Below are 21,593 nucleotides of genomic sequence, written 5' to 3'. Positions count from 1 at the left end.
CTCCCCGGGGCGATTAGAACATGTGTACGATACGCCAGAATGGACGATCTTCGGGGTCATCGATGTCAGGGGAATGTGTGATGCCCGCGACGAATGGCTCGCCTCCGTTACCACCACGCCGTGAGCCGGTGCTGCGCGCGCTGGCCGACATCAGCGGTCCCGACTTCGCGCGTACCGCCCGGTCGATCGACACCGTCGGCGGCCGGCGGGTCAGCTTCGTCACCGTGCCCGCCACCGCGCGTCAGGTCGAGGACACCCTGCGGATCGCGGCGGAGCGGGGGCTCGCCGCGCGGGCGCGGGGGTCCGGCAGCAAGATCGATTGGGGTACGCCACCGGCCGGCGTCGACCTCCTGGTCGACACCGGGCGCCTCGGCGGCCTGTGGAACCACCGTCCGTCCGAACTGTCCGCCGAGGTGGGCACGGGCACCCCGGTGCGGGCGCTCCAGGCCGCCCTGGCCCTGCGTGGCCAGCGGCTGGCGGTCGACCCGCCGTCCCGATCGGCCACCGTCGGCGGCATGCTCGCCACCAACGAGTCCGGCCCGCTGCGCCACAAGTACGGCGCCCCGGCCGGCCAGGTCGCCGGGGTGGGCTATGTGGACGCCGACGGGCAAAGGCGCGAGGCCGAGCTGGTCGGCGACGACTTCGACGGCGTGCTCCTCTCCGCGGCCCTGCGCCTCGAACCGCTGCCGGCCGCCCGGCGCTGGGTCTCGGTGCCGGTGTCCACCCCGCTCCAGGTCCACAACCTGGTCGACGAGGCCCTGGCCCAACAGGTCGATCCCAGCGCGGTCGAGGTCGACCTGCCCACGCCCGCGCCCGGCGGCCGCACCACGGCCCAACCGCCCGGCGCGGTCTCGGTCCTGCTCGAGGGCGGGGCCCAGTCGGTGGTCGAGCGGGCCGGCCGGTTGGCCCGGTCCCTGGGCCCGGGCGCCGAGGTCGCCGAGATCGCGCCGACCTGGTGGGGCCGCTACCCGTTCGGCGTCAAGGACGTCGCGCTACGCATCTCGGTCCGCATCGAAGACCTCCACGCCGCCGTGTACGCCCTGCGCGACGCGGCCGGCGGCGCGGTGCCGATCCGGGGCTCGGCCGGCGTCGGCACGGTCCACGCCGTGCTGCCCGGCGACCTCGAACCGCAGCGCGTCGAGGGCATCGTCGACTCGGTCCGCAGCGTGCTGATGGCCCGCAGCGGCCGCGCGGTGATCATCGGCGCGCCACCCGCGATCGCCCGCGAGGTCGACATGGCCGGTCGCCGCGAGCTGTTCTGACGCGGTTTGATGGTCCGATGATCGAACGCCTGACCGCCGCCGACTCCGCCCTCGTCGACGACATCACCCGGCTGGTGAACCTGGTCTACGACGAGTCGGAACGCGGCCTGTGGCACGCGGGCGCCACCCGCACCGACCCGAACGAGGTCGCGTCGCTGCTGGTCGCCGGTGAGCTGGTCGCCGACCGGCGCGACGGCCGGCTGGCCGGGGTGGTCCGGGTCCAGCTGCTCGATGACCAGACGGGCGAGTTCGGCCTGCTGGCCGCCGACCCCGCGCGGCGGGGCCAGGGCATCGGCCGTGACCTGGTCGCCTGGGTCGAGTCGGCGGTGCGGGCCACCGGCCGCCGCGCCATGCAGCTCGAGCTGCTGGTCCCACGCGGGGGCAGGCTGGCGTCGAAGGAATTCCTGCACGCCTGGTACACCCGGTTGGGGTACGAACAGACGAGGATCGGCGCCATCGAAGAGCACTATCCCGCGCTCGCCCCGATGTTGGCCGTCCCCACCGACTACCGCGTCTACCGCAAGCTGTTGGTGTGACGCTCTAACGGATGATCGCGGCCGGCTCGGACGGGTCGTGGCTGCTCAGGACCTCGGCGGCCTTGTGGCGGCCGAAGTCGGCCAGCGAGCCGACGGCATAGCTGAGATAGGCGAACTGGCCCATCTGGGCGACCTGGGTGAGCGCGAGCTGGTGGGCCGACAGGTGGCGGGGGAGCAGCGGCGCCCCGGCGCCCAGGGTGACCGGCGCCACGCCCAGGATGATCTCGTCGAGCAGCCCCTGGTCGGCGAACTCGCCCACCAGGTCGCCGCCACCCACGAGCCAAACATTCTTGCCCTGGGCGGCGACCACCATGGCCTCGTGGACGCGCTTCACGTCGCCGCTGATGAAGAAGATGTTGGCGTCCGGCACCGGCGGCAGGTCACGGTGGGTGAAGACCCAGCACGGCACGCCGCCGTACATGTCGTGCCAGTTCTGGGGCTCGTCGAGCAGGTTGTCGTTGGCCAGGATCCACTCGTAGGTGGTGGCGCCCATCGCGAAGGCGCCCACCCCGGCGAAGAACGCGCCGAACGGGTTGTCCGTGCCCTCGTCGACCTCGAACAGCCAGTCGAGCGAATTGTCCGAGTCGGCGATGTATCCGTCGATGCTCGTCGCGGTGTAGTACTGCGTCTTCACGACGATCACGATGCCACCCGCAGCGGACAAATACGGCCGAAACGTCTAACTGACCGCGTACGTCAGATAGGCGAACTGATGCACCTGCCGCGCCCCGGTCAGCGTCAGCCGGGACGACTCGAGGCGGCGGGGGAGCAGCGGAGCGCCGCCGCCGAGCGTGACCGGGGCGACGCCGACGATCAACTCGTCGAGCAACCCGGCGTCGGCGAACTGCCCGACCAGCTCACCACCGCCGACCAGCCAGATGTCCTTCCCGGCCGCGGCGGCGGTCATCTCGGCGTGCACCGGGCGCACATCACCCCGGACGAACCGGGCGTCGACGCCGGGCACCGGCTCGAGCGGGCGGTTGCTGAACACCCAGGCCGGGACGTCACCGTAGTAGCCGTGCCATTTGCCCGGATCGGCGCGCAGGTCTTCGTGATCGATGACCCACTCCCAGGTGGTGCGGCCCATCGCGAAGGCGCCGACCGAGGCGAAGAAGTCGGCGAACTCCGAGTTGTCGCCGGAGTCGGCCTCGAAGAGCCATTGCAGCGAGTTGTCGGCGTCGGCGATGTAGCCGTCGAGCGTGGTCGCGGTGTAGTACGAGGTCTTCGGCATGCCGACGAGCCTGCCACCGGCGTACGACAGTTTCAGGCGTCGTTGCGCAGGACCAGGATCGCGATGTCGTCGCGCGGCTCCTCGACCGAGTAGTTGATCGTGGTGGAGCGCAGCCGGGCGGCCATCACGTCGGCCGGGTAGCCGGCCAGCGGCGCCGCCGCCTCGCGCAGCCGGGCCGTGCCGAACAGCTCGCGCCCGCGCCGCCGCTCGGTCACCCCGTCGGTGTAGAAGATCAGCGAGTCGCCCGGATCGAGGGTGATCTGCGCGTCCGGCGACGAGATCGTCTCGAGCAGCCCGAGCGCCGTGCCGCCCTCGCCCACGAACGACGTCTTGCCGTCGGCCCGTACCAGCACCGCCCGATCGTGGCCGGCCAGGTGCAGGCAGACCGAGAGGGTGCCGTCCTTCTCCTGGACCACCGTGGCCATCGCCAGCGTGCAGTACCGGCCGCCGCCCCGCTGCACCAGCGTGCGGTTGACCCGGCAGAGGATCTCGGTCATCGGCTTGCCGTCGTCGACCAGGATCCGGATCACGTCGCGGACCAGGCCGGTCACCGTGGCCGCCTGCACGCCCTTGCCGGAGACGTCGCCGACCACCACCACCCAGCCGTTCTCCGACGCCACCACGTCGTAGAAGTCGCCGCCCACCTCGCTGCCGGTGGGCACGTACTCGGCGGCGAACCCGACGCCGTCGACGTGTGGCAGGGCCGGGGGCAGGAGCGAGGCCTGAAGCGTACGCGCGACCTTGCGCCGTTCGTCGTGGATGCGGGCGTTGTCGATGGCCAGGGCCGCCCGGCGGGCCACGTCCTCGAGCACCGCGACCTCGTCGGCGTCGTGCCGGTGGGTCAGGTGGCGGCCGATCGCCAGCGTGCCGAGGCGCTGGCCCCGGGCCACCAGCGGCACCGCGAAGCCCTCGGCGGGCGTGCCGAACATCACCTGCGTGCCGAGCCGGGACGCCTCCTCGAGCCGGGCCACGATCGAGTCGGTACCGGTCTCGGCCAGGGTGGCGTGCAGCTGGGCGACCGCCGCCTCGTCGGCGTGGGTGGCCGCGGCCAGCTGGAGCCGGCCCCAGGCGTCGGTGGTGTGCACCGCGCACCACTGGCCCAGCCGGGGCACCACCAGCTGGGGGATCAGGGCCATCGTGAGGTTGACGTCGAGCGACTGGGCGAGCAGCTCGCTGGCCTCGGCCAGGAAGGTCAGCCAGGTCTGCCGGCGCAGGTCGGCGCGGCGCAGCCGGTCGTTCTCCAGGTGCAGCGCGAGGCGCTCGGCGACGATCTCGGCGAGCGGGCGCCCGTACCCGTCGGGGGAGGCATCCAGCTCGAGCTCGCCGGCGTACGGCCGCTGCACGGTGAGCCCGACCCGGATGGTGGCCGCGTCGTCCCGGGGCGCGCGACCGTAGCGGGCCATGATCTGGCGTCCGGTGCCGTCGCCGCGGTCGAGGCGCACCACGCCGCCGGCCGCGCCGGTCAGCCGGGCCAGGCGGGAGAGCAGCTCGAGGGCGAAGTCGGCGAGACCCTCCTCGGTGCTGCGCTCGGGCCGGACCTCCAGCAGCGTGGCGAGCGCGCCGACGCTGGGCAGGTCGGCCTCGGGCGCGGCACCAGTGGGAACGGCCGTGGCCACCGCCGTACCGCCGGCCCTGGCCTCGAGCCGGAACCAGACACCCTTGCCGGTGCCCTCGTGAACAGTGCCCCAACGGCTGGCGAAATGGTCGACCAGCAGCAGCCCGCGGCCACGCTCCGCAACCTCGCCGATGTCCACGGTCTCGTTGCGCGGGCCGACCGCGAGCTGCTCGACCGGGCCCGGCGCGAAGTCGGTGACGGTGACGGTCAGGCCTTCGTTATCGGCCGTGACCTCGATGTCGAGCTCGGTGTTGGCGTGCACCACCGCGTTCGTGGAAAGCTCGGTGGTGAGCAACAGAGCCTCGTTGAGCAGCGCATCCAGACCGGCTTCCTCGAGCACCGAGCGGACCAGGGCGCGGGCGGCGGCAGGCGTGCGCCGGTCGTTGGGCAACCGGACCCGGCGGACCAGCGCGCTCACGGCGCCCGCTTCAACCGACACGTCAGCATCCTCTCCTGATCCCGGCTCGATGCACAAAGCTGTGTCTCGCATTGACCCGCTCGGGCGAGGGATGATGAAGCACCCTATGTCGGTGGACAGCGAGTGAGGACAGCATGACTGCGGCCAAACAGGTCAGCGTCGGCGCGCCCGACGACGGCGCTCTGCTCGGCGAACTGGCTGAGGCGCTGCGGCGGGTGCGCCGTGGCGATCTCAAGGTACGCCTGCCGCGATGGTCCGGCACCGCGGGCGAGGTGGCTGATGCGTTCAACGAGGTCGTGTCGCTTCAGGAGCGGCAGACGCTGGAGGTACGCAAGATCAGCCGAATCGTCGGCCGGGACGGGCGGCTGACCGAACGCCTCGACGAGGAGGGGCTCGACGGAGCGTGGGCCGACTCGGTGCGCTCGGTGAACTCGCTGATCGACGACCTGGGCCGGCCGACCACCGAGATCTCCCGGGTGATCGTGGCCGTGGCCGACGGCGACCTGTCCCAGCACATGGCACTCGAGATGGACGGGCGACCCCTCCGGGGTGAATTCCTGCGAATCGGGCGAACCGTGAACACGATGGTGGACCAGCTGTCGTCGTTCGCCGACGAGGTGACCCGGGTCGCCCGCGAGGTGGGCACCGAGGGTGAGCTGGGCGGCCAGGCCGACGTCCGCGGCGTGGCCGGCACCTGGAAGGACCTCACCGACTCGGTGAACACGATGGCCTCCAACCTGACCCACCAGGTGCGGTCGATCTCGCAGGTGGCCACCGCGATGGCCCGCGGCGACCTGACCCAGCGGATCACCGTCTCGGCCCGCGGCGAGGTGGCCGCGCTGTCCGACACGATGAACGGGCTGACCGACACGCTGCGCCTGTTCGCCGAGCAGGTGACCCGGGTGGCCCGCGAGGTGGGCACCGAGGGCAAGCTGGGCGGCCAGGCCCAGGTGCCGAACGTGGCCGGCACCTGGAAGGACCTCACCGACTCGGTCAACTCGATGGCCTCCAACCTGACCAGCCAGGTCCGCAACATCGCCCAGGTGTCGACCGCGGTGGCCACCGGCGACCTGTCCCAGAAGATCACGGTGGCCGCGCAGGGCGAGATCCTCGAGCTCAAGGACACCGTCAACACGATGGTCGACCAGCTGTCGTCGTTCGCCGACGAGGTGACCCGGGTCGCCCGCGAGGTCGGCACCGAGGGCAAGCTGGGCGGCCAGGCCCAGGTCCGCGGCGTCTCCGGCACCTGGCGCAACCTCACCGAGAGCGTCAACCAGCTCGCCAACAACCTCACCGACCAGGTGCGGAACATCGCCCAGGTGTCCACCGCGGTGGCCAAGGGCGACCTGAGCCAGAAGATCACGGTCGACGCGCGCGGCGAGATCGCCGAGCTGAAGGACACCGTGAACACCATGGTCGACCAGCTGTCGTCGTTCGCCGACGAGGTCACCCGGGTGGCCCGTGAGGTGGGTTCGGAGGGCAAGCTGGGCGGTCAGGCCCAGGTCAAGGGCGTCGCGGGTACGTGGCGCGACCTCACCGACAACGTGAACTACATGGCGACCAACCTGACCAACCAGGTGCGGAACATCGCCTCGGTCACCACCGCGGTGGCGAAGGGCGATCTGGGCCAGAAGATCACGGTCGACGCCCGCGGCGAGATCCTCGAGCTGAAGTCCACCGTCAACACGATGGTCGACCAGCTGTCGTCGTTCGCCGACGAGGTCACGCGGGTGGCCCGCGAGGTGGGTTCCGAGGGCAAGCTGGGCGGTCAGGCCCAGGTCCGCGGCGTGGCCGGCACCTGGCGCGACCTGACCAACAACGTGAACTACATGGCGACCAACCTGACCGCCCAGGTGCGCAACATCGCCCAGGTGTCCACGGCGGTCGCGAAGGGTGACCTGTCGCAGAAGATCACGGTCGACGCGCAGGGCGAGATCCTCGAGCTGAAGAACACCGTGAACACGATGGTCGACCAGCTCAGCTCGTTCGCCGACGAGGTCACCCGGGTGGCCCGCGAGGTCGGTTCGGAGGGCAAGCTCGGCGGTCAGGCCCAGGTCCGTGGCGTGGCCGGCACCTGGCGCGACCTCACCGACAACGTGAACTACATGGCCTCCAACCTGACCGCCCAGGTGCGCAACATCGCCTCGGTCACCACCGCGGTGGCCAAGGGCGACCTGAGCCAGAAGATCACGGTCGACGCCAAGGGCGAGATCGCCGAGCTGAAGGAGACCGTCAACACGATGGTCGACCAGCTCAGCTCGTTCGCCACCGAGGTCACCCGGGTCGGCCGGGAGGTCGGCATCGAGGGCAAGCTCGGCGGTCAGGCCCAGGTCAAGGGTGTTTCGGGCACCTGGCAAGACCTCACCGACAACGTCAACCAGCTCGCCGCCACGCTGACCATCCAGCTGCGTGCGATCGCCGAGGTGTCCACCGCGGTGACCCGCGGCGACCTGACCCAGAGCGTGTCGGTCGAGGCGCAGGGCGAGGTCGCCGAGCTCAAGGACAACATCAACCAGATGATCGTCACGCTCCGCGACACCACCAAGACCAACGCGGAGCAGGGCTGGCTCGACTCCAACCTGGCCCGCATCGGCGGTCTGCTGCAGGGCCAGCGCGACCCCGGCGAGGTCTGCCGGATGATCATGACCGAGGTCACGCCGCTGGTGGACGCCCAGCTCGGCGCGTTCTTTCTGGTCGACAACGAGCAGGCGGTGATGCGCCTGCGGCTGGCCGCCTCGTACGGCTACGTGGCCCGCAACCACGAGGTGACGTTCGGGCCCGGCGAGGGCCTGGTCGGCCAGGCCGCGGTCAGCCGGCGGACCATCCGGGTCCGCGCGACGCACGACGGCGTGCTGACCATGCGGTCCGGGCTGATGTCGATGCCGCCGAACGACCTGGTCGTGCTGCCGGTGGTGTTCGAGGGCGAGATGCTCGGCGTGATCGAGTTCGCGTCGGTGGCGGCGTTCTCCGGCCTGCACCTCACCTTCCTCGAGCGGCTGGTCGCCAGCATCGGCGTCGCGCTCAACACCATCCAGGCCAACCGGCGCACCGAGGAGCTGCTCTCCCAGTCCCAGCGGCTGGCCCGGGAGATGCAGGACCAGTCGGCCGAGCTCCAGCGCACCAACGCCGAACTGGAGGACAAGGCCAAGCTGCTGAGCGACCAGAAGGCCAACATCGAGACCAAGAACCGCGAGATCGAACTGGCCCGGCTCGGCCTGGAGGAGAAGGCCCAACAGCTCACGCGTACGTCGGCCTACAAGAACGAGTTCCTCGCCAACATGAGCCACGAGCTGCGGACCCCGCTGAACTCGCTGCTCCTGCTGGCCCGCCTGCTCGCCGACAACCCCGACGCCAACCTCACCGAGAAGCAGATCGAATTCGCCCGTACGATCCACAGCGCCGGTTCCGACCTGCTGTCCCTGATCGACGACGTCCTCGACCTGTCCAAGATCGAGGCCGGCCGGATGGACGTGGAACCCGACCAGGTCGACCTGGAGGGCCTGCGCAGCTACGTCGAGCAGGCGTTCCGCCCGCAGGCCGACGAGAAGGGCCTCGAGTTCCGGGTCGACCTGGCCACCGACCTGCCCGCGGTGCTGGTCACCGACTCGCAGCGGCTCCAGCAGATCCTCCGCAACCTGCTCGCGAACGCGGTCAAGTTCACCGACAACGGCCTGGTCACGCTGAGCATCACGGCGGCCGAGGCGGGCACCGACTTCGACATGCCGTCGCTGCGCCAGGCCGGTCAGGTGGTCGCGTTCGCGGTCACCGACACCGGCATCGGCATCTCGGACGAGAAGCTCAGCCTGATCTTCGAGGCGTTCCAGCAGGCCGACGGCACGACCAGCCGCAAGTACGGCGGCACCGGGCTCGGGCTGTCGATCAGCCGGGAACTGGCCGCGCTGCTGGGCGGCGAGATCGTGGTCCAGTCGGTGCCGAACGAGGGCTCCACCTTCACGCTGTTCATGCCCGACTCGTTCGTACCCGATGCCATGCCCGCGCCGCTCCTGCCGCCACCGGCCGCGGTGACCCCGCCCCGCACCTCGCCGCCGACCTTCGACTTCCCGTTGATCAACTCGCGGCCGGAGGACAAGCACGTGGTCACCCCGGCCAGCCGCCAGCTCGACGGCGCGACCGTGCTGATCGTGGACGACGACGTACGCAACGTCTTCGCCCTGACCAGCGCGCTGGAGATGCACGGGCTGAACGTGCTCTACGCCGACAACGGCGTGGACGGCGTCCGCAAGCTGGCCGAACACCCCGAGGTGGACATCGTGCTGATGGACGCGATGATGCCCGACCAGGACGGCTACGAGACGACCCGCGGGATCCGGCGCAACCAGCGCTTCCGCGACCTGCCGGTAGTCTTCCTGACCGCGAAGGCGATGCCCGGCGACCGGGAGTCGGCGCTGGCCGCCGGCGCCAGCGACTACATCACCAAACCGGTCGACCTGGATGAGCTGATCGAGCTGATGGCCCGCTGGGTCAACGCCGACAAGACCGAGACGGAGCGTGGCTGAGCGTGGCTGACCGGGCCAAAGCGCTGCTGGTGGACGACCGGCGGGACAACCTGCTCGCCCTGGAGGCCATCCTGCAGGGCCTGCCGGTGACGGCGGTGGCCGTGGAGAGCGGTGAGGCGGCACTGAAACAGCTGCTCACCGACGACTTCGCGGTGATCCTGCTGGACGCCCAGATGCCCAACATGGACGGTTTCGAGACGGCCAGCCACATCAAGCGGCGGGAACGCACCCGGCACGTGCCGATCCTCTTCCTGACCGCGGCCGACCGGGACGCCCAGCTGGCCCTGCGCGGGTACGCGGTGGGCGCGGTCGACTACCTGACCAAGCCGTTCGACCCGTGGGTGCTGCGGGCCAAGGTGTCCATCTTCGTCGAGCTGTGGACCAAGACCCAGCAGCTCAAGGCCCAGGGCGAGGCGACCCGCGAGCGGGACGCGCAGTGGCAGAAACTGACCGAGACGGTCGACGAGGCCGCCCGGGTGCTGCGCGCGAACGGCGACAACGCCGCCGTCGAGGCCCTGGAACTGCTGGAGAAGGCGCGCTGGGGCCACTGATGATCCTCGTTCCGTACCACCAGGACCACCGCCTGGCCGACGACCTGCTGCCGGTGACCGCGGCCGTCTCGGCGATCACCCCCGAGCTGCCCCAGGGCGACCTCTGGTCCCGCCTGGTCGCCCTGCACGACACGGCCGCCGACGCGATCGCCGCCGAGATCAAGGCCGACGGCGACACCATCGTGCTCTCCGGCGACTGCCTGGTCGCGATGGCCACGTTGGCCGGCGCCCAGCGGGCCGGCCACGACCCGGCGGTGATCTGGTTCGACGCCCACGGCGACGTCCACACCCTGGAGACGAGCACCTCCGGCTACCTGGGCGGCCTGTCCCTGCGCCTGCTCCAGGGCGCCCACGCCGACCGCCTGGCCACCCCGCTGGGCGTACGCCCGGTCGCCGAGGCCCGCAGCGTCCTGGTCGACGCCCGCGACCTCGATCCCGCCGAGGCCGAGTTCCTCCGCACCAGCGCGATCCTCCGCACCGGCGTGACCGACCTGGACGTGGCGAAACTCCCCGAGGGCCCGCTGATCGTCCACGTCGACCTCGACGTGATCGACCCCGGCGAACTGCCCGGCCTGCTCTTCGAGGCCCCCGACGGCCCGGCCGCCGCCGACGTCCTGCACGCGGTCCGCCGCATCGTCGACACCAACCGCGTGGTCGCCCTCGACATCGCCTGCCCCTGGCACCCCACCTCCGACCCGGCCGTCCAACAGACCCGAGCCGCCCTCATCGAGGACCTGACCCGCGCGTTCTAGAGAGCTTTCCGGGCGGCGGTCTGCGCTGATGCTCGTCCTCACCGTCGCCGGCTCCCTCTGGCTAACGGGTGGTGCGGTAAGGGACGCGAGCGGTGTGGGGACCGGCGGCGCCGTCAGGGCCTACCACTGCCACGAACGGTGGTAGAGCAGCGCGGCGTTGCGGCCCGGAATGCCGTCAGGGCCTACCACTGCCACGAACGGCGGCCGGCGGGACCTCCACGCTGGAAGCTCGCTAGTGGTGCCAGGGGAGTTGGACCGGGGTGGTGGGGCGGCGGCCGGCCAGCAGGTCGGTCAGCAGGGGTGGCAGGCCGAACGGGTAGATGGTCTCGGTCGCGGAGCGGAGTTCGGGGAGGCTCCACCAGCGGTGGCCGGTGTGGAAGCCGCGCTCCAGGTCCTCCATGCGGCTGGTGTCGATGTCGTGGTGGTCGACGCGGTGGAAGAAGAAGTCGTCGCGGAACGTGCCCTTGGCGAAGCTCAGGTCGGCGTACCCGGAGGTGAACGCGACCGGCGCACCCAGGTCGCGCCGGTCGACGGTCAGGCCGACCTCTTCGAACAGCTCGCGCGCGGCCGCCTTGGCCAGCGGCTCGAACCGGCCCTTGCCGCCGCCGGGCGTCAGCCACACCTCGCCGTGCGAGAACCGGTTGCCGAGCAGCAGCAACCGGTCGTGGCCGTCGACGAGCAGCACACGAGCGGATCGGCGGGCATACACCCGGCCAACGTTAGTGGTTGGCGTAGGGCTCGACGGCCTCGGTGAGTTTGGCGCGCAGGTAGGCCGCGGGACGGGCGCCGACGATCGTGGTGATCGGGCGGCCGGCCCGGAAGAGCAGGAGCGTCGGCATGGACATCACGCGGTAGGCGCGGGTCGATTCCGGGTTCTCGTCGGAGTTCAGCTTGGCGAAGACGATGCGGCCCGCGAACGACGGGGCCAGGGTGGCCAGTGTCCGGGCCAGGGGGCGGCAGGGCGGGCACCACTCGGCCCAGAAGTCGACCAGGACCGGGGTGGTGCTGAGCAGCACCTCGTCCGCGAAGGTGGCGTCGGTGACGACTTTCAGCAGGTCATCTGGCATCGGATGGTGCGCTCCTCGATTGCTTCGGCCAGCTGGGTGTGCAGCCGGTCGCGGACGACGTGGAGCTGATCGAGAACCCCGTCGACCTCGGCCAGTTTGCGGCGCAGCACGGCCACCGAGTCGGGGCAGACGTGACCGGCCTCGTTGCCGGCGCGCAGGCAGGCGACGAAGGGCCGGATGTCGTCCAGGGCGAACCCGGAGTCGAGCAACGACCGGATCTCGCCAACCACCCGCAACTCGGCGTCGTCGTAGCAGCGGTAGCCGCGCGCGTCCCGGGACGCTCGCACCAGCCCGTGCTGCTCGTAGTAACGCAGCGTGCGGGCCGACGTCCCGGCCCGAGCGGCCAGCTCCCCGATCAGCATGCGTCGACGTTATGCCGTGACACCAACGTCAAGGCAATAACAACCCCAAGAAAAGAAAGGGGAGCCCAAGCAAGGCCCAAAGCGACCCCACCGGGGCGGCCGCGCACTCAGCGCATCAACCCACCGCCCGGACACTCCCAGAACATCTCCCCGCGCGATTAGGGCCGGAGTGGCGGAACAGCGCTGCTGATCATCAGGGCGGAACGCAGGCCGGTGATGTCGAGCACGCGCATCAGGAAGTCGCCGACGTTGGCCAGGCTGAGCACCGAGCGTGCATGCTGGGCCTTGCGGCTGAGCACCACCAGGGTGCCCAGGCCCTGGCTGTCGCAGAAGGTGACACCGGCCATGTCGAGGACCATCCGGGCGGGCGGGTCGGCCAGTTCCTCGTTCACCAGCGCGCTCAGCTTGGCCACCGTGAGCACGTCGATCTCACCGGCGAGCACGAAAGTCAGCTCGTCGGGGGCACGCTGCACCGTGATGGACAGCTCCGGTCGCTCCACCGCTTCACCCTATCGCGAGCCGCCACGGACTTCCTGTTGAGAGCGCCCCACGCGGGTCACCCAAGGTGACATGAACAACCCTCTTGCCACTTCCGTCGTACGCCGCTGCCAGAATGGATGACGCTGTGACCACCTCATACCGCGCCGAGCCGTTCCCCTACTCGGAGGACGCCCCGGTTTCCCAGGCCCTGTTCGACCGCGCCCGCGCCATCGTGCCGGGCGGGGTCAATTCACCCGTGCGTGCGTTCCGCGCGGTCGGCGGCACGCCCCGGTTCATGCGATCGGGGAAGGGCTCGTGGCTGACCGACGCCGACGGCCGCCGCTACGTCGACCTGGTCTGCTCGTGGGGGCCGCTGATCCACGGCCACGCCCATCCCGAGGTGGTCGCGGCGGTCCAGGCCGCCGCGGCCAAGGGCACCAGCTTCGGTACGCCCACCGAGGGCGAGGTCGAGCTGGCGGCCGAGATCGTCGCCCGGACGCCGATCGACCAGGTCCGGCTGGTCAACTCGGGCACCGAGGCGACGATGACCGCGATCCGGCTGGCCCGCGGCTTCACCGGCCGGTCGACGATCGTGAAGTTCGCCGGCTGCTACCACGGTCACGTGGACGCGCTGCTGGTCGCGGCCGGGTCCGGGGTGGCCACGCTGGGCCTGCCCGATTCGCCCGGTGTGACCGGTGCGTCGGCGGCCGACACCGTGGTGGTTCCGTACAACGACGTCGCGGCGGTCGAGGCGGTGTTCGCCGAGCGGCCGGGCCAGATCGCCGCGGTGATCACCGAGGCGGCGGCCGGCAACATGGGCGTGGTGCCGCCGCGTGACGGCTTCAACCAGCGGCTGGCCGAGATCGCCCACGCCGACGGCGCGCTGCTGATCGTCGACGAGGTGATGACCGGCTTCCGGGTCACCCGGAACGGCTGGCAGGGCCTCGATCCGGTGGACGCCGACCTCTACACGTACGGCAAGGTGATGGGCGGCGGTCTGCCGGCGGCGGCGTTCGGCGGCCGCACCGAGATCATGTCCCGGCTGGCCCCGGCCGGCCCGGTCTACCAGGCCGGCACGCTCTCGGGCAACCCGCTGGCCTGCGCCGCCGGCCTGGTCTCGCTGCGGCTGGCCGACGACGGCGTCTACAAGCGCCTCGACGAGCTGTCCGCGACCGTCGGTGCGCTGGCGTCCGACGCGCTGACCGTCGCGGGGGTGCCACACCGGCTCTCGTACGCGGGCAACATGTTCTCGATCTTCTTCACCGGCGCCGACGTGCACGACTACGAGACGGCGAAGACCCAGGACGCCGGGGCGTTCAAGGCGTTCTTCCACGAGATGTTGTCCCGGGGCGTCTACCTGCCGCCGAGCGCCTTCGAGTCGTGGTTCGTGTCGGCGGCGCTGGACGAGGCCGCGCTGGAGACGATCGCGGAGGCGTTGCCACCCGCCGCCCGGGCCGCGGCGGCCGCCATGGGGGAGAGTCGATGAGCGAGTCCACCACCGTCGTCCATGTGCTGCGCCACGGTGAGGTGCACAACCCGACCAAGATTCTGTACGGGCGGCTGCCCGGCTTCCACCTGTCGGAACTGGGCGTGCAGATGGCCAAGGCGGCCGCCGAGGTGCTCAAGGACCGCGACGTCACCCATGTCGTGGCCAGCCCGCTGGAACGCGCGCAGGAGACCGCGGAACCCTTCGCGGCTCAGTACAAGCTGGACGTCGCCACCGATGTGCGGCTGATCGAGAGCGCCAACTACTTCGAGGGCAAGGGTGTGTCGCCGGGCGACGGTTCGTTCCGCGACCCGCGCAACTGGTGGGTGCTGCGCGACCCGATCACCCCGTCCTGGGGCGAGGCCTACCTGGCCATCGCCAAGCGGATGTTCGAGGCGGTCCAGGCCGCGCGGGTGGCGGCCGAGGGACACGAGGCGGTCTGCGTCTCACATCAGCTGCCGATCTGGACCCTCCGGCGGTACGTGGAACGCAAGCGCCTCTGGCACGACCCGCGCCGCCGCCAGTGCGGCCTGGCCAGCCTGACGACGTTCCGGTTCGAGGGCAGCAAGATCGCCGGCATCGACTACTCCGAACCCGCCGCCCATCTGGTTGCCATGTCCCCGGGCGCCCGGACGGCCAAGGGGGCCTGACCGATGCGCCGCCTCGTTGCGCTGCTCACCACGGCCGTCCTCGCCGGCGGCGCGCTGGCGGGCTGCGGCAGCGACAGCTGGGTCGACGACTGCGTCACCACCCAGGGCGTCATCGAGTGCCCGGCCGGCCAGCGCCCCCAGGTCGAGGACGTCACCGGCGAGCTGCTGGACGGCGGCACCTACGACGTGGCGGCCGACCGCGGCAAAGTCGTGGTGGTCAACTTCTGGGGCTCGTGGTGCAACCCGTGCCGCGCCGAGGCGGACGACCTGGAGCAGACGTTCCAGGCGACCAAGGCCAAGGGTGTCTCGTTCATCGGCGTCAACTCGCGCGACGACCGTGACGCGGCCCGGGACTTCGAGCGGGGCCGGGTCACGTACCCCAGCGTCTTCGACCCGGACGGCAAGGTCGCGCTGAAGTTCGACGTCAACCAGGTGAGCACCCCGCAGACGCTGATCCTCGACCGTGAGGGCAAGATCGCGGTCGCGCTGCGCCGGGCCACCGTGGTCACCGAGTTGCGGCCGCTGGTCGAGCGGGTGGCCGCCGAGAGGACGCCCTGATGGGCGAGACCTTCGCGGGCATCGCCGGCAGCGGCCCGCTGATCCTCGCGATCGCCGTGTCGGCCATCGCCGGCCTGGTCAGCTTCCTGTCGCCGTGCGTGCTGCCGCTGATGCCGGGTTATCTGTCCTATGTGACCGGTCTGGCCGGTTCTGATCTGGAGGACACCAACGATCGCTCGGACACCCAGAACTCCGGGTCGGTCGCGGTGGCCACCCCGGTGCGTACGAAGGGCAGGGTGCTCGCCGGGACCAGCCTCTTCGTGCTCGGCTTCTCGGTCGTCTTCACGCTGCTGGCCACCCTGGCCGCGAACATCGGTGTGGCCCTCCAGCACAAGCGCGAGCTCGAGATCGTCCTCGGTGTGCTGATCATCGTGCTCGGCCTGGCCTTCCTCGGCGTGGTCCCGGGAATGCAGCGCGAGTTCCGGATCCACAAGCTGCCGAACGCCGGGCTGGCCGGCGCCCCGGTGTTCGGCGCGATCTTCGGGCTGTCCTGGATGCCGTGCACCGGCCCGACCCTGGGCGCGGTGATGGGCCTGGCCACCACCACCGGGCAGACCGACCGGGCGGTGGTGCTCGCGCTGGCCTACAGCCTCGGCCTGGGTGTGCCGTTCGTGCTGTTCGGGCTGTTCTTCCGCAAGCTCATCGGGGTGTTCAAGGCGGTGCGGCGCCACAGCCGCTGGGTCACCCGGATCGGCGGTGGCCTGCTCATCCTGGTCGGGCTGGCGCTGGTCACCGGCGGCTGGAACGGCTTCCTGATCTGGCTGCTGACCACGTTCAACTACGACGCCGGGACGCTGCTGTGACCATCAAGCAACGGACCGCCGTGCAGGACCGGGCAGCCCAGGACGCGCCGCCGCCGCGCCGGGCCAACCCGGTGTGGGCCTTCCTGCGCAACTCGTGGCGCCAGCTGACCAGCATGCGTACCGCGCTGGTGCTGCTCTTCCTGCTCGCCATCGCGGCCATCCCGGGCTCGGTGCTGCCGCAGCGCTCGGTCAACATCGAGCGGGTGGCCGGCTACTTCCGCGCCCACCCCGACCTCGCCCCGTTCCTCGACCGGCTGGGCATGTTCGACGTGTACGCGTCGGTCTGGTTCGCCGCGGTCTACCTTCTGCTGTTCACGTCGCTGGTCGGCTGCGTGGCGCCGCGGCTGCTGGAACACTTTCGCGCGCTCCGCTCCGTACCCCCGGATGCTCCGAAGCGTTTGGACCGCCTGCCGCAACACGCCCCGGCGGCGGACCAGGCCGGTGAGCCCGCGGCCGTCGCCGCAACCGTTGCGGAAAGCTTGCGCAAGCGGCTCTGGCGGGCCCGGCTCCGGGAGCATGAGGGCGGCGTGTGGACGGTCGGCGCCGAGAAGGGCTACCTCAAGGAGACCGGCAACCTGCTGTTCCACGTCGCTTTGCTGGCCGTGCTGATCGGCGTGGGGTTCGGCGCCTGGTACGGCTGGCACGGCAACCGCCTCCTGGTCGAGGGCAAGGACCGTGGTTTCTGCAACGCGGTGACGCAGTACGACGAGTCCAAGCTCGGGGCGCGCGTCGGGCCGGAAGATCTTCCGACGTTCTGCCTGGAACTGGAGAGGTTCTCGGTCACCTTCCAGCCGACCGGGCAGCCCAAGACGTTCGGCGCCACCGTGCTGGTCGACGAGGACGGCAAGGAGACCACCCGCGACTTCCGGGTCAACCACCCGCTGCGGCTCTCGGGCGCCACGGTCAGCCTGATCGGCCACGGGTACGCGCCGATGCTGCGCTACACCGACCGGTTCGGCCGGCAGCAGACCAAGGTGGTGCCGTTCCTGCCGCGCGACGGCATGTTCACCAGCGAGGGCGTCGCGACCTTCCCGGACGTGAACATCGACCCGAAGACCGACCGGCGGGACGAGAACCTGCAGGTCGGCTTCGAGGGCGTCTACCTGCCGACGGTGGGTGACGACAACCGGCCGACGTCGGTGTTCCCGGCCGAGAACAACCCGGTGCTGTTCCTCACGGCGTACCGCGGGAACCTCGGGGTCGACGCGGGCGTGCCTGGATCGGTGTACTCCCTGGACCGCGGCCAGATCGCCACCGGCAAGCTGAAGCGGGTCAGCGGCGACGGCCGGCCCCACGAGCTGAAGCCGGGCCAGGCCTGGACCCTGGACGACGGCACGAAGCTGGAGTTCCTCGGCACCAAGCGGTTCGCCACGCTGGCCGTCCGGGACGATCCGACCCTGCCGGTCGTGCTGGCCGGCGCGGTCCTCGGCCTGCTCGGGCTGATGGCGTCGCTCTACGGGCGGCGCCGGCGGGTCTTCTTCCGGATGTCGCCCCTGGCCATCGAGGGTGCCCCGGGCGGGCGTACCGTGATGGAGGCCGGCGGCCTGCCACGTACCGACTATCCCGGTTTCGCCGACGAGTTCCGGGGTGTCGTGAAGGCCGCCCGAGGGGACGAGGGGACCGCGTGATGGCGGAGTTGTCGAACCAGTTGATGGCGATCACCGTGCTGGCCTACCTGGCCGCGATGGTCTGCTTCGCCGCCGAGTACGCCTTCGGCAACCGGAGCCACATCGGCCGGGCGGCCGCCCGCGAACTGGTCGGCGCCGGCGGACCGCCGGTGACCGCCCGCGAGGCGTGGAAGGACGAGGCGGTCACCGACCGCGGCGCCCTGATCGGCCGGATCGGCGTCGGTGTCAACGCGCTGGCCCTGGCCCTCCACCTCGGCACCCTGGTCACCCGCTCGGTCGCGGCCGACCGGATGCCCTGGGGCAACATGTACGAGTTCATCCTGTCGGTGTCCTTCGTCGGCTCCGTGGTGTGGCTGGGCGTGCTCAGCCGGCGACCGGCCATCCGGCACCTGGGCCTGTTCGTGACGCTGGCCATGGTCGTCCTGCTCGGCGCGAACGGGCTGATCGCGTACACCCCGGTGGGCCCGCTGGTCCCGGCCCTGAACTCGTACTGGTACGTCATCCACGTCTCGACGATCATCCTGGCGTCGGGCATCCTGCTGTTCGGCGCGGTGCCGGCCACCCTGTTCCTGATCAAGTCGGGGTACGACCAGGGCCGGACGAGGTTCCCGTACCCCCTGGGCCGGCGCGTCCCGGCCGCCGAGACGCTCGAGCGGCTCACCTTCCGGCTGCACGCGTTCGCGTTCCCGCTGTTCACGTTCGGCGCCCTGATCGCCGGTCCGCTGTGGGCCGAGGCGTCCTGGGGCCGCTACTGGGGCTGGGACCCGAAGGAGGTCTGGGCGTTCATCTCCTGGATCGTCTACGCCGGTTACCTGCACGCCCGCGCGACCCCGAGCGTCAAGCGCACCACGGCCACCTGGATCGCGCTGATCGGCTTCGCCACGATGCTGATGAACCTGTTCGGCGTCAACCTGTTCTTCGAGGGCCTGCACTCGTACGCCAACGCCGGCTGACCCTTGTTTGCATGACTTCTTGCAAGGATTTGCATGAAGCGTAAGTTGTAGCGCGTGACGAGCAGGCTCGCGGCCGTTGCCGCGTACGCGGGGGTGTCCGAGGCGACGGTCAGCCGCGTGCTGCACGACAAACCGGGCGTCGCCCAGGCCACCCGCGACACCGTGCTGACCGCGCTGGACGTCTTCGGTTTCCCCCGGCCCCGGCCGGTGCGCGGCGAGCGGGCCCGGCTGGTCGGCCTGGTCCTGCCCGACCTGTCCAACCCGGTCTTCCCGGCGTTCGCCGACGTGATCGGGGTGTCGCTGGTGCGGCGCGGCCTGGTCCCGGTGCTGTGCACGCGCACCTCCGACGGGGTGTCCGAGGCGCACTACATCCAGATGCTGCTGAGGACCCAGGTCGGCGGCATCGTCTTCGTCGGCAGCAGCTTCGCCGACGCCGGCCCGGAGCAGGTGCGCCGGCTGACCGAACGCAAGCTGCCGATGGTGCTGATCAACGCGGCCGACGAGAACCTGGGCGTGCCGCAGGTCAGCATCGACGACGCGGCCGCGGTCCGGCAGGCGGTCGCCCACCTGGCCGGCCTGGGCCACTCGCGGATCGGGCTGGTCCTCGGCCCGTGGGGTCACCTGCCGTCGATGCGCAAGCTGGCCGGGTTCGCCGGTCCGGTGGAACACACGGTGTTCAGCGTCGAGGGTGGCCGGGCGGCGGCCGGGCGGCTCCTGGAGCAGCAGGTCACCGGCATCGTCTGTGCCAGCGACGCGCTCGCCCTGGGCGCGATCCGGGCGGTCCGGCGCCAGGGTCTGGACGTGCCGGCCGACGTCTCGGTGGTCGGCTTCGACGACTCGACGTTCATGGCCATGACCGATCCGCCGCTGACCACGCTGCGCCAGCCGATCCGCGAGATGGCCACCGCGGCGGTGTCGTCGCTGGTCGCCCAGCTGGACGGGCGGCTGCTGGTCACCGATGAGATCACCTTCGATCCGGAGTTGGTTCTCCGCGGCAGCACCGCGCCCTTGCAGTCTCGTGCAAACAAATAGGCCCCTAAGTATCTAGTTCTTGCACAGAACTATGGACTACATCACATCGACGGTCCTAACATCGGCGTGCGCAGCGCTTCCACCGAACGCTCCGATGGAGGGACCCCCCTCATGCGACGACGCCTATTCCTCAGTGCCTCGGCCTCCGTGCTCCTGGCCGGCGCGTGCTCCACCGACGACCCAGCCGACCAGGCCGAAGCCGGCGCCCCGGTGACGATCGTGGTCAACGGCCTGCCGCCGGACACCGACCCGATCAACCGGGCGAACTTCCAGAAGGACGTGCAGGCGTTCCAGGCGAAGTTCCCGACCATCACGATCGACGCCCGCGAGGGCATGATGGACCCGCAGACGTTCTCGGCCAAGCTCGCCGGCGGCCAGCTGGAAGACGTCTTCTACGTCTACTTCACCGACCCGCAGGCGCTGATCCGCAAGCGCCAGGTCGCCGACATCAGCGAGCACCTCGGCGACGTGCCGGCGGTGAAGAACATCCGGCCCGAGCTGATGCGGGTCTTCTCCGACGACGCGGGCAAGGTCTACGGCCTGCCGTCGCAGAACTACTCGATGGGCCTGGTCTACAACCGGGTCCTGTTCCAGAAGGCCGGCCTCGACCCGGCCGAACCCCCGAAGACCTGGGCCGAGGTACGCGCGGCGGCCAAGAAGTTGGCCGCCCTCGGCAACGGCGTGACCGGGTACGGCGACTACAGCAAGTCCAACACCGGGGGCTGGCACTTCACCGCGGAGACGTACTCGCTCGGCGGCGACGTGGCGGTCCAGCAGGGCGACGCCTGGACGGCCGCCTTCAACGGTCCCCAGGGCCGGCAGGTCCTCCAGCAGCTCCGCGACCTGCGCTGGACCGACCGGTCGATGGGCGAGAAACAACTGCTCGAATACTCCGACCTGCTGCGCCTGATGGGCGGCGGCAAGCTCGGCATGTACCTGGGCACCGGCAGCGACATCGTGAACATCGTCAACCAGTTCAAGGGCGACTTCGCGACCTTCGGGCTCGGCCCGATGCCGGACGGCCGGGCCACCCTGGGCGGCGGCGACGGCTACCTGTTCAAGGCCGGGCTCAGCCCCGCCAAGATCAAGGCCGGGCTCGCCTGGCTCAACTTCAAGAACCTCGACCCGGCCCGGATCACCGAGACTGCCCGGCGCGCCTCGGCCAACAAGGAGCCGGTCGGCCTGCCGCAGCCCAACCTCTGGGTGGCCGGCTCTGCACCCGACAAGGCGCTGACGGCCGCCCGCAAGCGGTTCGGCAACGTGCCGGCCGAGAACTTCGCGCCGTTCGCGGCCACGGTCGAGAAGATTCCGCTCAAGCTCGAACCGCCGCTCGCGCAGCAGATCTACGCCGTCCTCGACGTGCCCATGCAGAAGGTGCTGACCGACCGGAACGCCGACGTCGACCAGTTGCTGGCCGCGGCCGAGAAGCAGGTCAACGAGATCCTGGGGGCGGCGTGATGACGAGCCTCCTCGCCGCCACCGTGGCGGCGGCGGTCGTGATCGCCGCGCCGTCGGGGGTGTTGCCTATACGCGCTCAGAGCGGTGGCGAGAGAGCCGTTGCGCCTGCTCAGAGTGGTCGCGGGGTGTTGCCTATAGGCGCTCAGAGCGGTGGCGAGAGAGCCGTTGCGCCTGCTCAGAGTGGTCGCGGGGTGTTGCCTATAGGCGCTCAGAGCGGTGGCGAGAGAGCCGTTG

General features: G+C 70.7%; 20 protein-coding genes. 13 read left to right on the top strand and 7 right to left on the bottom strand.

Translation table 11 applies throughout. The features are described 5' to 3' along the window. Positions 1–80 precede the first annotated feature (80 nt). Both AB0M54_RS12185 and AB0M54_RS12180 read left to right on the top strand, forming a co-directional pair. Positions 81–1,262 (top strand): FAD-binding oxidoreductase, encoded by a 1,182-nt coding sequence (locus AB0M54_RS12185; RefSeq protein WP_364322273.1) that lies wholly within the window; start codon positions 81–83, stop codon positions 1,260–1,262. A gap of 17 nt (positions 1,263–1,279) precedes the next feature. Then, positions 1,280–1,798 carry a GNAT family N-acetyltransferase gene (locus tag AB0M54_RS12180; RefSeq protein ID WP_364470610.1) on the top strand — a complete coding sequence of 173 codons (519 nt, stop codon included), beginning with the start codon at positions 1,280–1,282 and terminating at the stop codon, positions 1,796–1,798. Positions 1,799–1,802: 4 nt separating this feature from the next. Here the strand turns inward: AB0M54_RS12180 and AB0M54_RS12175 are convergent, their stop codons facing one another. The 3 genes from AB0M54_RS12175 to AB0M54_RS12165 are packed head-to-tail and all read right to left on the bottom strand — an operon-like array spanning position 1,803 to position 5,134. Continuing rightward, positions 1,803–2,432 (bottom strand): dihydrofolate reductase family protein, encoded by a 630-nt coding sequence (locus tag AB0M54_RS12175; RefSeq protein ID WP_364322277.1) that lies wholly within the window; start codon positions 2,430–2,432, stop codon positions 1,803–1,805. A gap of 45 nt (positions 2,433–2,477) precedes the next feature. Then, positions 2,478–3,029: a dihydrofolate reductase family protein gene (locus AB0M54_RS12170; RefSeq protein WP_364470608.1), complete on the bottom strand. Its 552-nt coding sequence runs from the start codon at positions 3,027–3,029 to the stop codon at positions 2,478–2,480. Between the two features lie 32 nt (positions 3,030–3,061). Continuing rightward, a complete protein-coding gene (locus tag AB0M54_RS12165; protein ID WP_364470606.1) occupies positions 3,062–5,134 on the bottom strand; it encodes a SpoIIE family protein phosphatase in 2,073 nt (690 codons plus the stop codon). Positions 5,135–5,196: 62 nt separating this feature from the next. On the opposite strand from AB0M54_RS12165, the gene AB0M54_RS12160 reads away from it, so the two are divergent. The 3 genes from AB0M54_RS12160 to AB0M54_RS12150 are packed head-to-tail and all read left to right on the top strand — an operon-like array spanning position 5,197 to position 10,882. After that, positions 5,197–9,579, top strand: a complete 4,383-nt coding sequence (locus AB0M54_RS12160; RefSeq protein WP_364470604.1) for a HAMP domain-containing protein — start codon at positions 5,197–5,199, stop codon at positions 9,577–9,579. Between the two features lie 2 nt (positions 9,580–9,581). Next, positions 9,582–10,130 (top strand): response regulator, encoded by a 549-nt coding sequence (locus tag AB0M54_RS12155; RefSeq protein WP_364322285.1) that lies wholly within the window; start codon positions 9,582–9,584, stop codon positions 10,128–10,130. Then, on the top strand, positions 10,130–10,882 hold the full coding sequence (locus tag AB0M54_RS12150; RefSeq protein WP_364470602.1) for an arginase family protein: 753 nt from the start codon (positions 10,130–10,132) through the stop codon (positions 10,880–10,882). The genes AB0M54_RS12155 and AB0M54_RS12150 overlap by 1 nt, the downstream gene beginning before the upstream one ends. A gap of 232 nt (positions 10,883–11,114) precedes the next feature. On the opposite strand, the gene AB0M54_RS12145 is transcribed toward AB0M54_RS12150, so the two are convergent. From AB0M54_RS12145 to AB0M54_RS12130, 4 genes are all read right to left on the bottom strand, one after another. Next, positions 11,115–11,591: an NUDIX domain-containing protein gene (locus AB0M54_RS12145; protein WP_364322289.1), complete on the bottom strand. Its 477-nt coding sequence runs from the start codon at positions 11,589–11,591 to the stop codon at positions 11,115–11,117. 10 nt (positions 11,592–11,601) lie between these two features. Further along, a complete protein-coding gene (locus tag AB0M54_RS12140; RefSeq protein WP_364322291.1) occupies positions 11,602–11,949 on the bottom strand; it encodes a thioredoxin domain-containing protein in 348 nt (115 codons plus the stop codon). Continuing rightward, on the bottom strand, positions 11,931–12,311 hold the full coding sequence (locus AB0M54_RS12135) for a MerR family transcriptional regulator (RefSeq protein ID WP_364470600.1): 381 nt from the start codon (positions 12,309–12,311) through the stop codon (positions 11,931–11,933). The genes AB0M54_RS12140 and AB0M54_RS12135 overlap by 19 nt, the downstream gene beginning before the upstream one ends. A gap of 158 nt (positions 12,312–12,469) precedes the next feature. Continuing rightward, positions 12,470–12,811, bottom strand: coding sequence for an STAS domain-containing protein (locus tag AB0M54_RS12130; protein ID WP_364322295.1), 342 nt, complete (start codon positions 12,809–12,811; stop codon positions 12,470–12,472). Positions 12,812–12,924: 113 nt separating this feature from the next. Between AB0M54_RS12130 and hemL the strand changes: the two genes are divergently transcribed. The 8 genes from hemL to AB0M54_RS12090 all read left to right on the top strand — a co-directional run bounded on the left by hemL (position 12,925) and on the right by AB0M54_RS12090 (position 21,359). After that, the gene (hemL, locus tag AB0M54_RS12125) at positions 12,925–14,277 is read left to right on the top strand and encodes a glutamate-1-semialdehyde 2,1-aminomutase (RefSeq protein WP_364322297.1); all 1,353 of its coding nucleotides are present in this window, start codon (positions 12,925–12,927) and stop codon (positions 14,275–14,277) included. After that, complete coding sequence (locus AB0M54_RS12120; protein WP_364322300.1) at positions 14,274–14,927, top strand: histidine phosphatase family protein; 654 nt, start codon at positions 14,274–14,276, stop codon at positions 14,925–14,927. Before hemL ends, AB0M54_RS12120 begins: the two co-directional genes overlap by 4 nt. 3 nt (positions 14,928–14,930) lie before the next feature. Further along, positions 14,931–15,485, top strand: a complete 555-nt coding sequence (locus tag AB0M54_RS12115) for a TlpA disulfide reductase family protein (protein ID WP_364322302.1) — start codon at positions 14,931–14,933, stop codon at positions 15,483–15,485. After that, positions 15,485–16,288 carry a cytochrome c biogenesis protein CcdA gene (locus AB0M54_RS12110; RefSeq protein WP_364322304.1) on the top strand — a complete coding sequence of 268 codons (804 nt, stop codon included), beginning with the start codon at positions 15,485–15,487 and terminating at the stop codon, positions 16,286–16,288. The genes AB0M54_RS12115 and AB0M54_RS12110 overlap by 1 nt, the downstream gene beginning before the upstream one ends. Before the next feature lie 113 nt (positions 16,289–16,401). Next, positions 16,402–17,916: a cytochrome c biogenesis protein ResB gene (locus tag AB0M54_RS12105; RefSeq protein ID WP_364470836.1), complete on the top strand. Its 1,515-nt coding sequence runs from the start codon at positions 16,402–16,404 to the stop codon at positions 17,914–17,916. Further along, positions 17,916–18,869 (top strand): c-type cytochrome biogenesis protein CcsB, encoded by a 954-nt coding sequence (ccsB, locus tag AB0M54_RS12100; RefSeq protein ID WP_364322306.1) that lies wholly within the window; start codon positions 17,916–17,918, stop codon positions 18,867–18,869. The genes AB0M54_RS12105 and ccsB overlap by 1 nt, the downstream gene beginning before the upstream one ends. 54 nt (positions 18,870–18,923) lie before the next feature. Then, positions 18,924–19,901: a LacI family DNA-binding transcriptional regulator gene (locus tag AB0M54_RS12095; protein ID WP_364470598.1), complete on the top strand. Its 978-nt coding sequence runs from the start codon at positions 18,924–18,926 to the stop codon at positions 19,899–19,901. A gap of 111 nt (positions 19,902–20,012) precedes the next feature. Next, positions 20,013–21,359, top strand: coding sequence for an extracellular solute-binding protein (locus tag AB0M54_RS12090; protein WP_364470596.1), 1,347 nt, complete (start codon positions 20,013–20,015; stop codon positions 21,357–21,359). Positions 21,360–21,593 lie beyond the last annotated feature (234 nt).

Origin of the sequence: Actinoplanes sp. NPDC051470, from assembly GCF_040682035.1 — a bacterium.
In the GTDB taxonomy this organism is placed as follows: domain Bacteria; phylum Actinomycetota; class Actinomycetes; order Mycobacteriales; family Micromonosporaceae; genus Actinoplanes.
The sequence above is the reverse complement of the archived record's forward strand: the minus strand, read 5'-3'. Positions and strand labels throughout refer to the sequence as shown.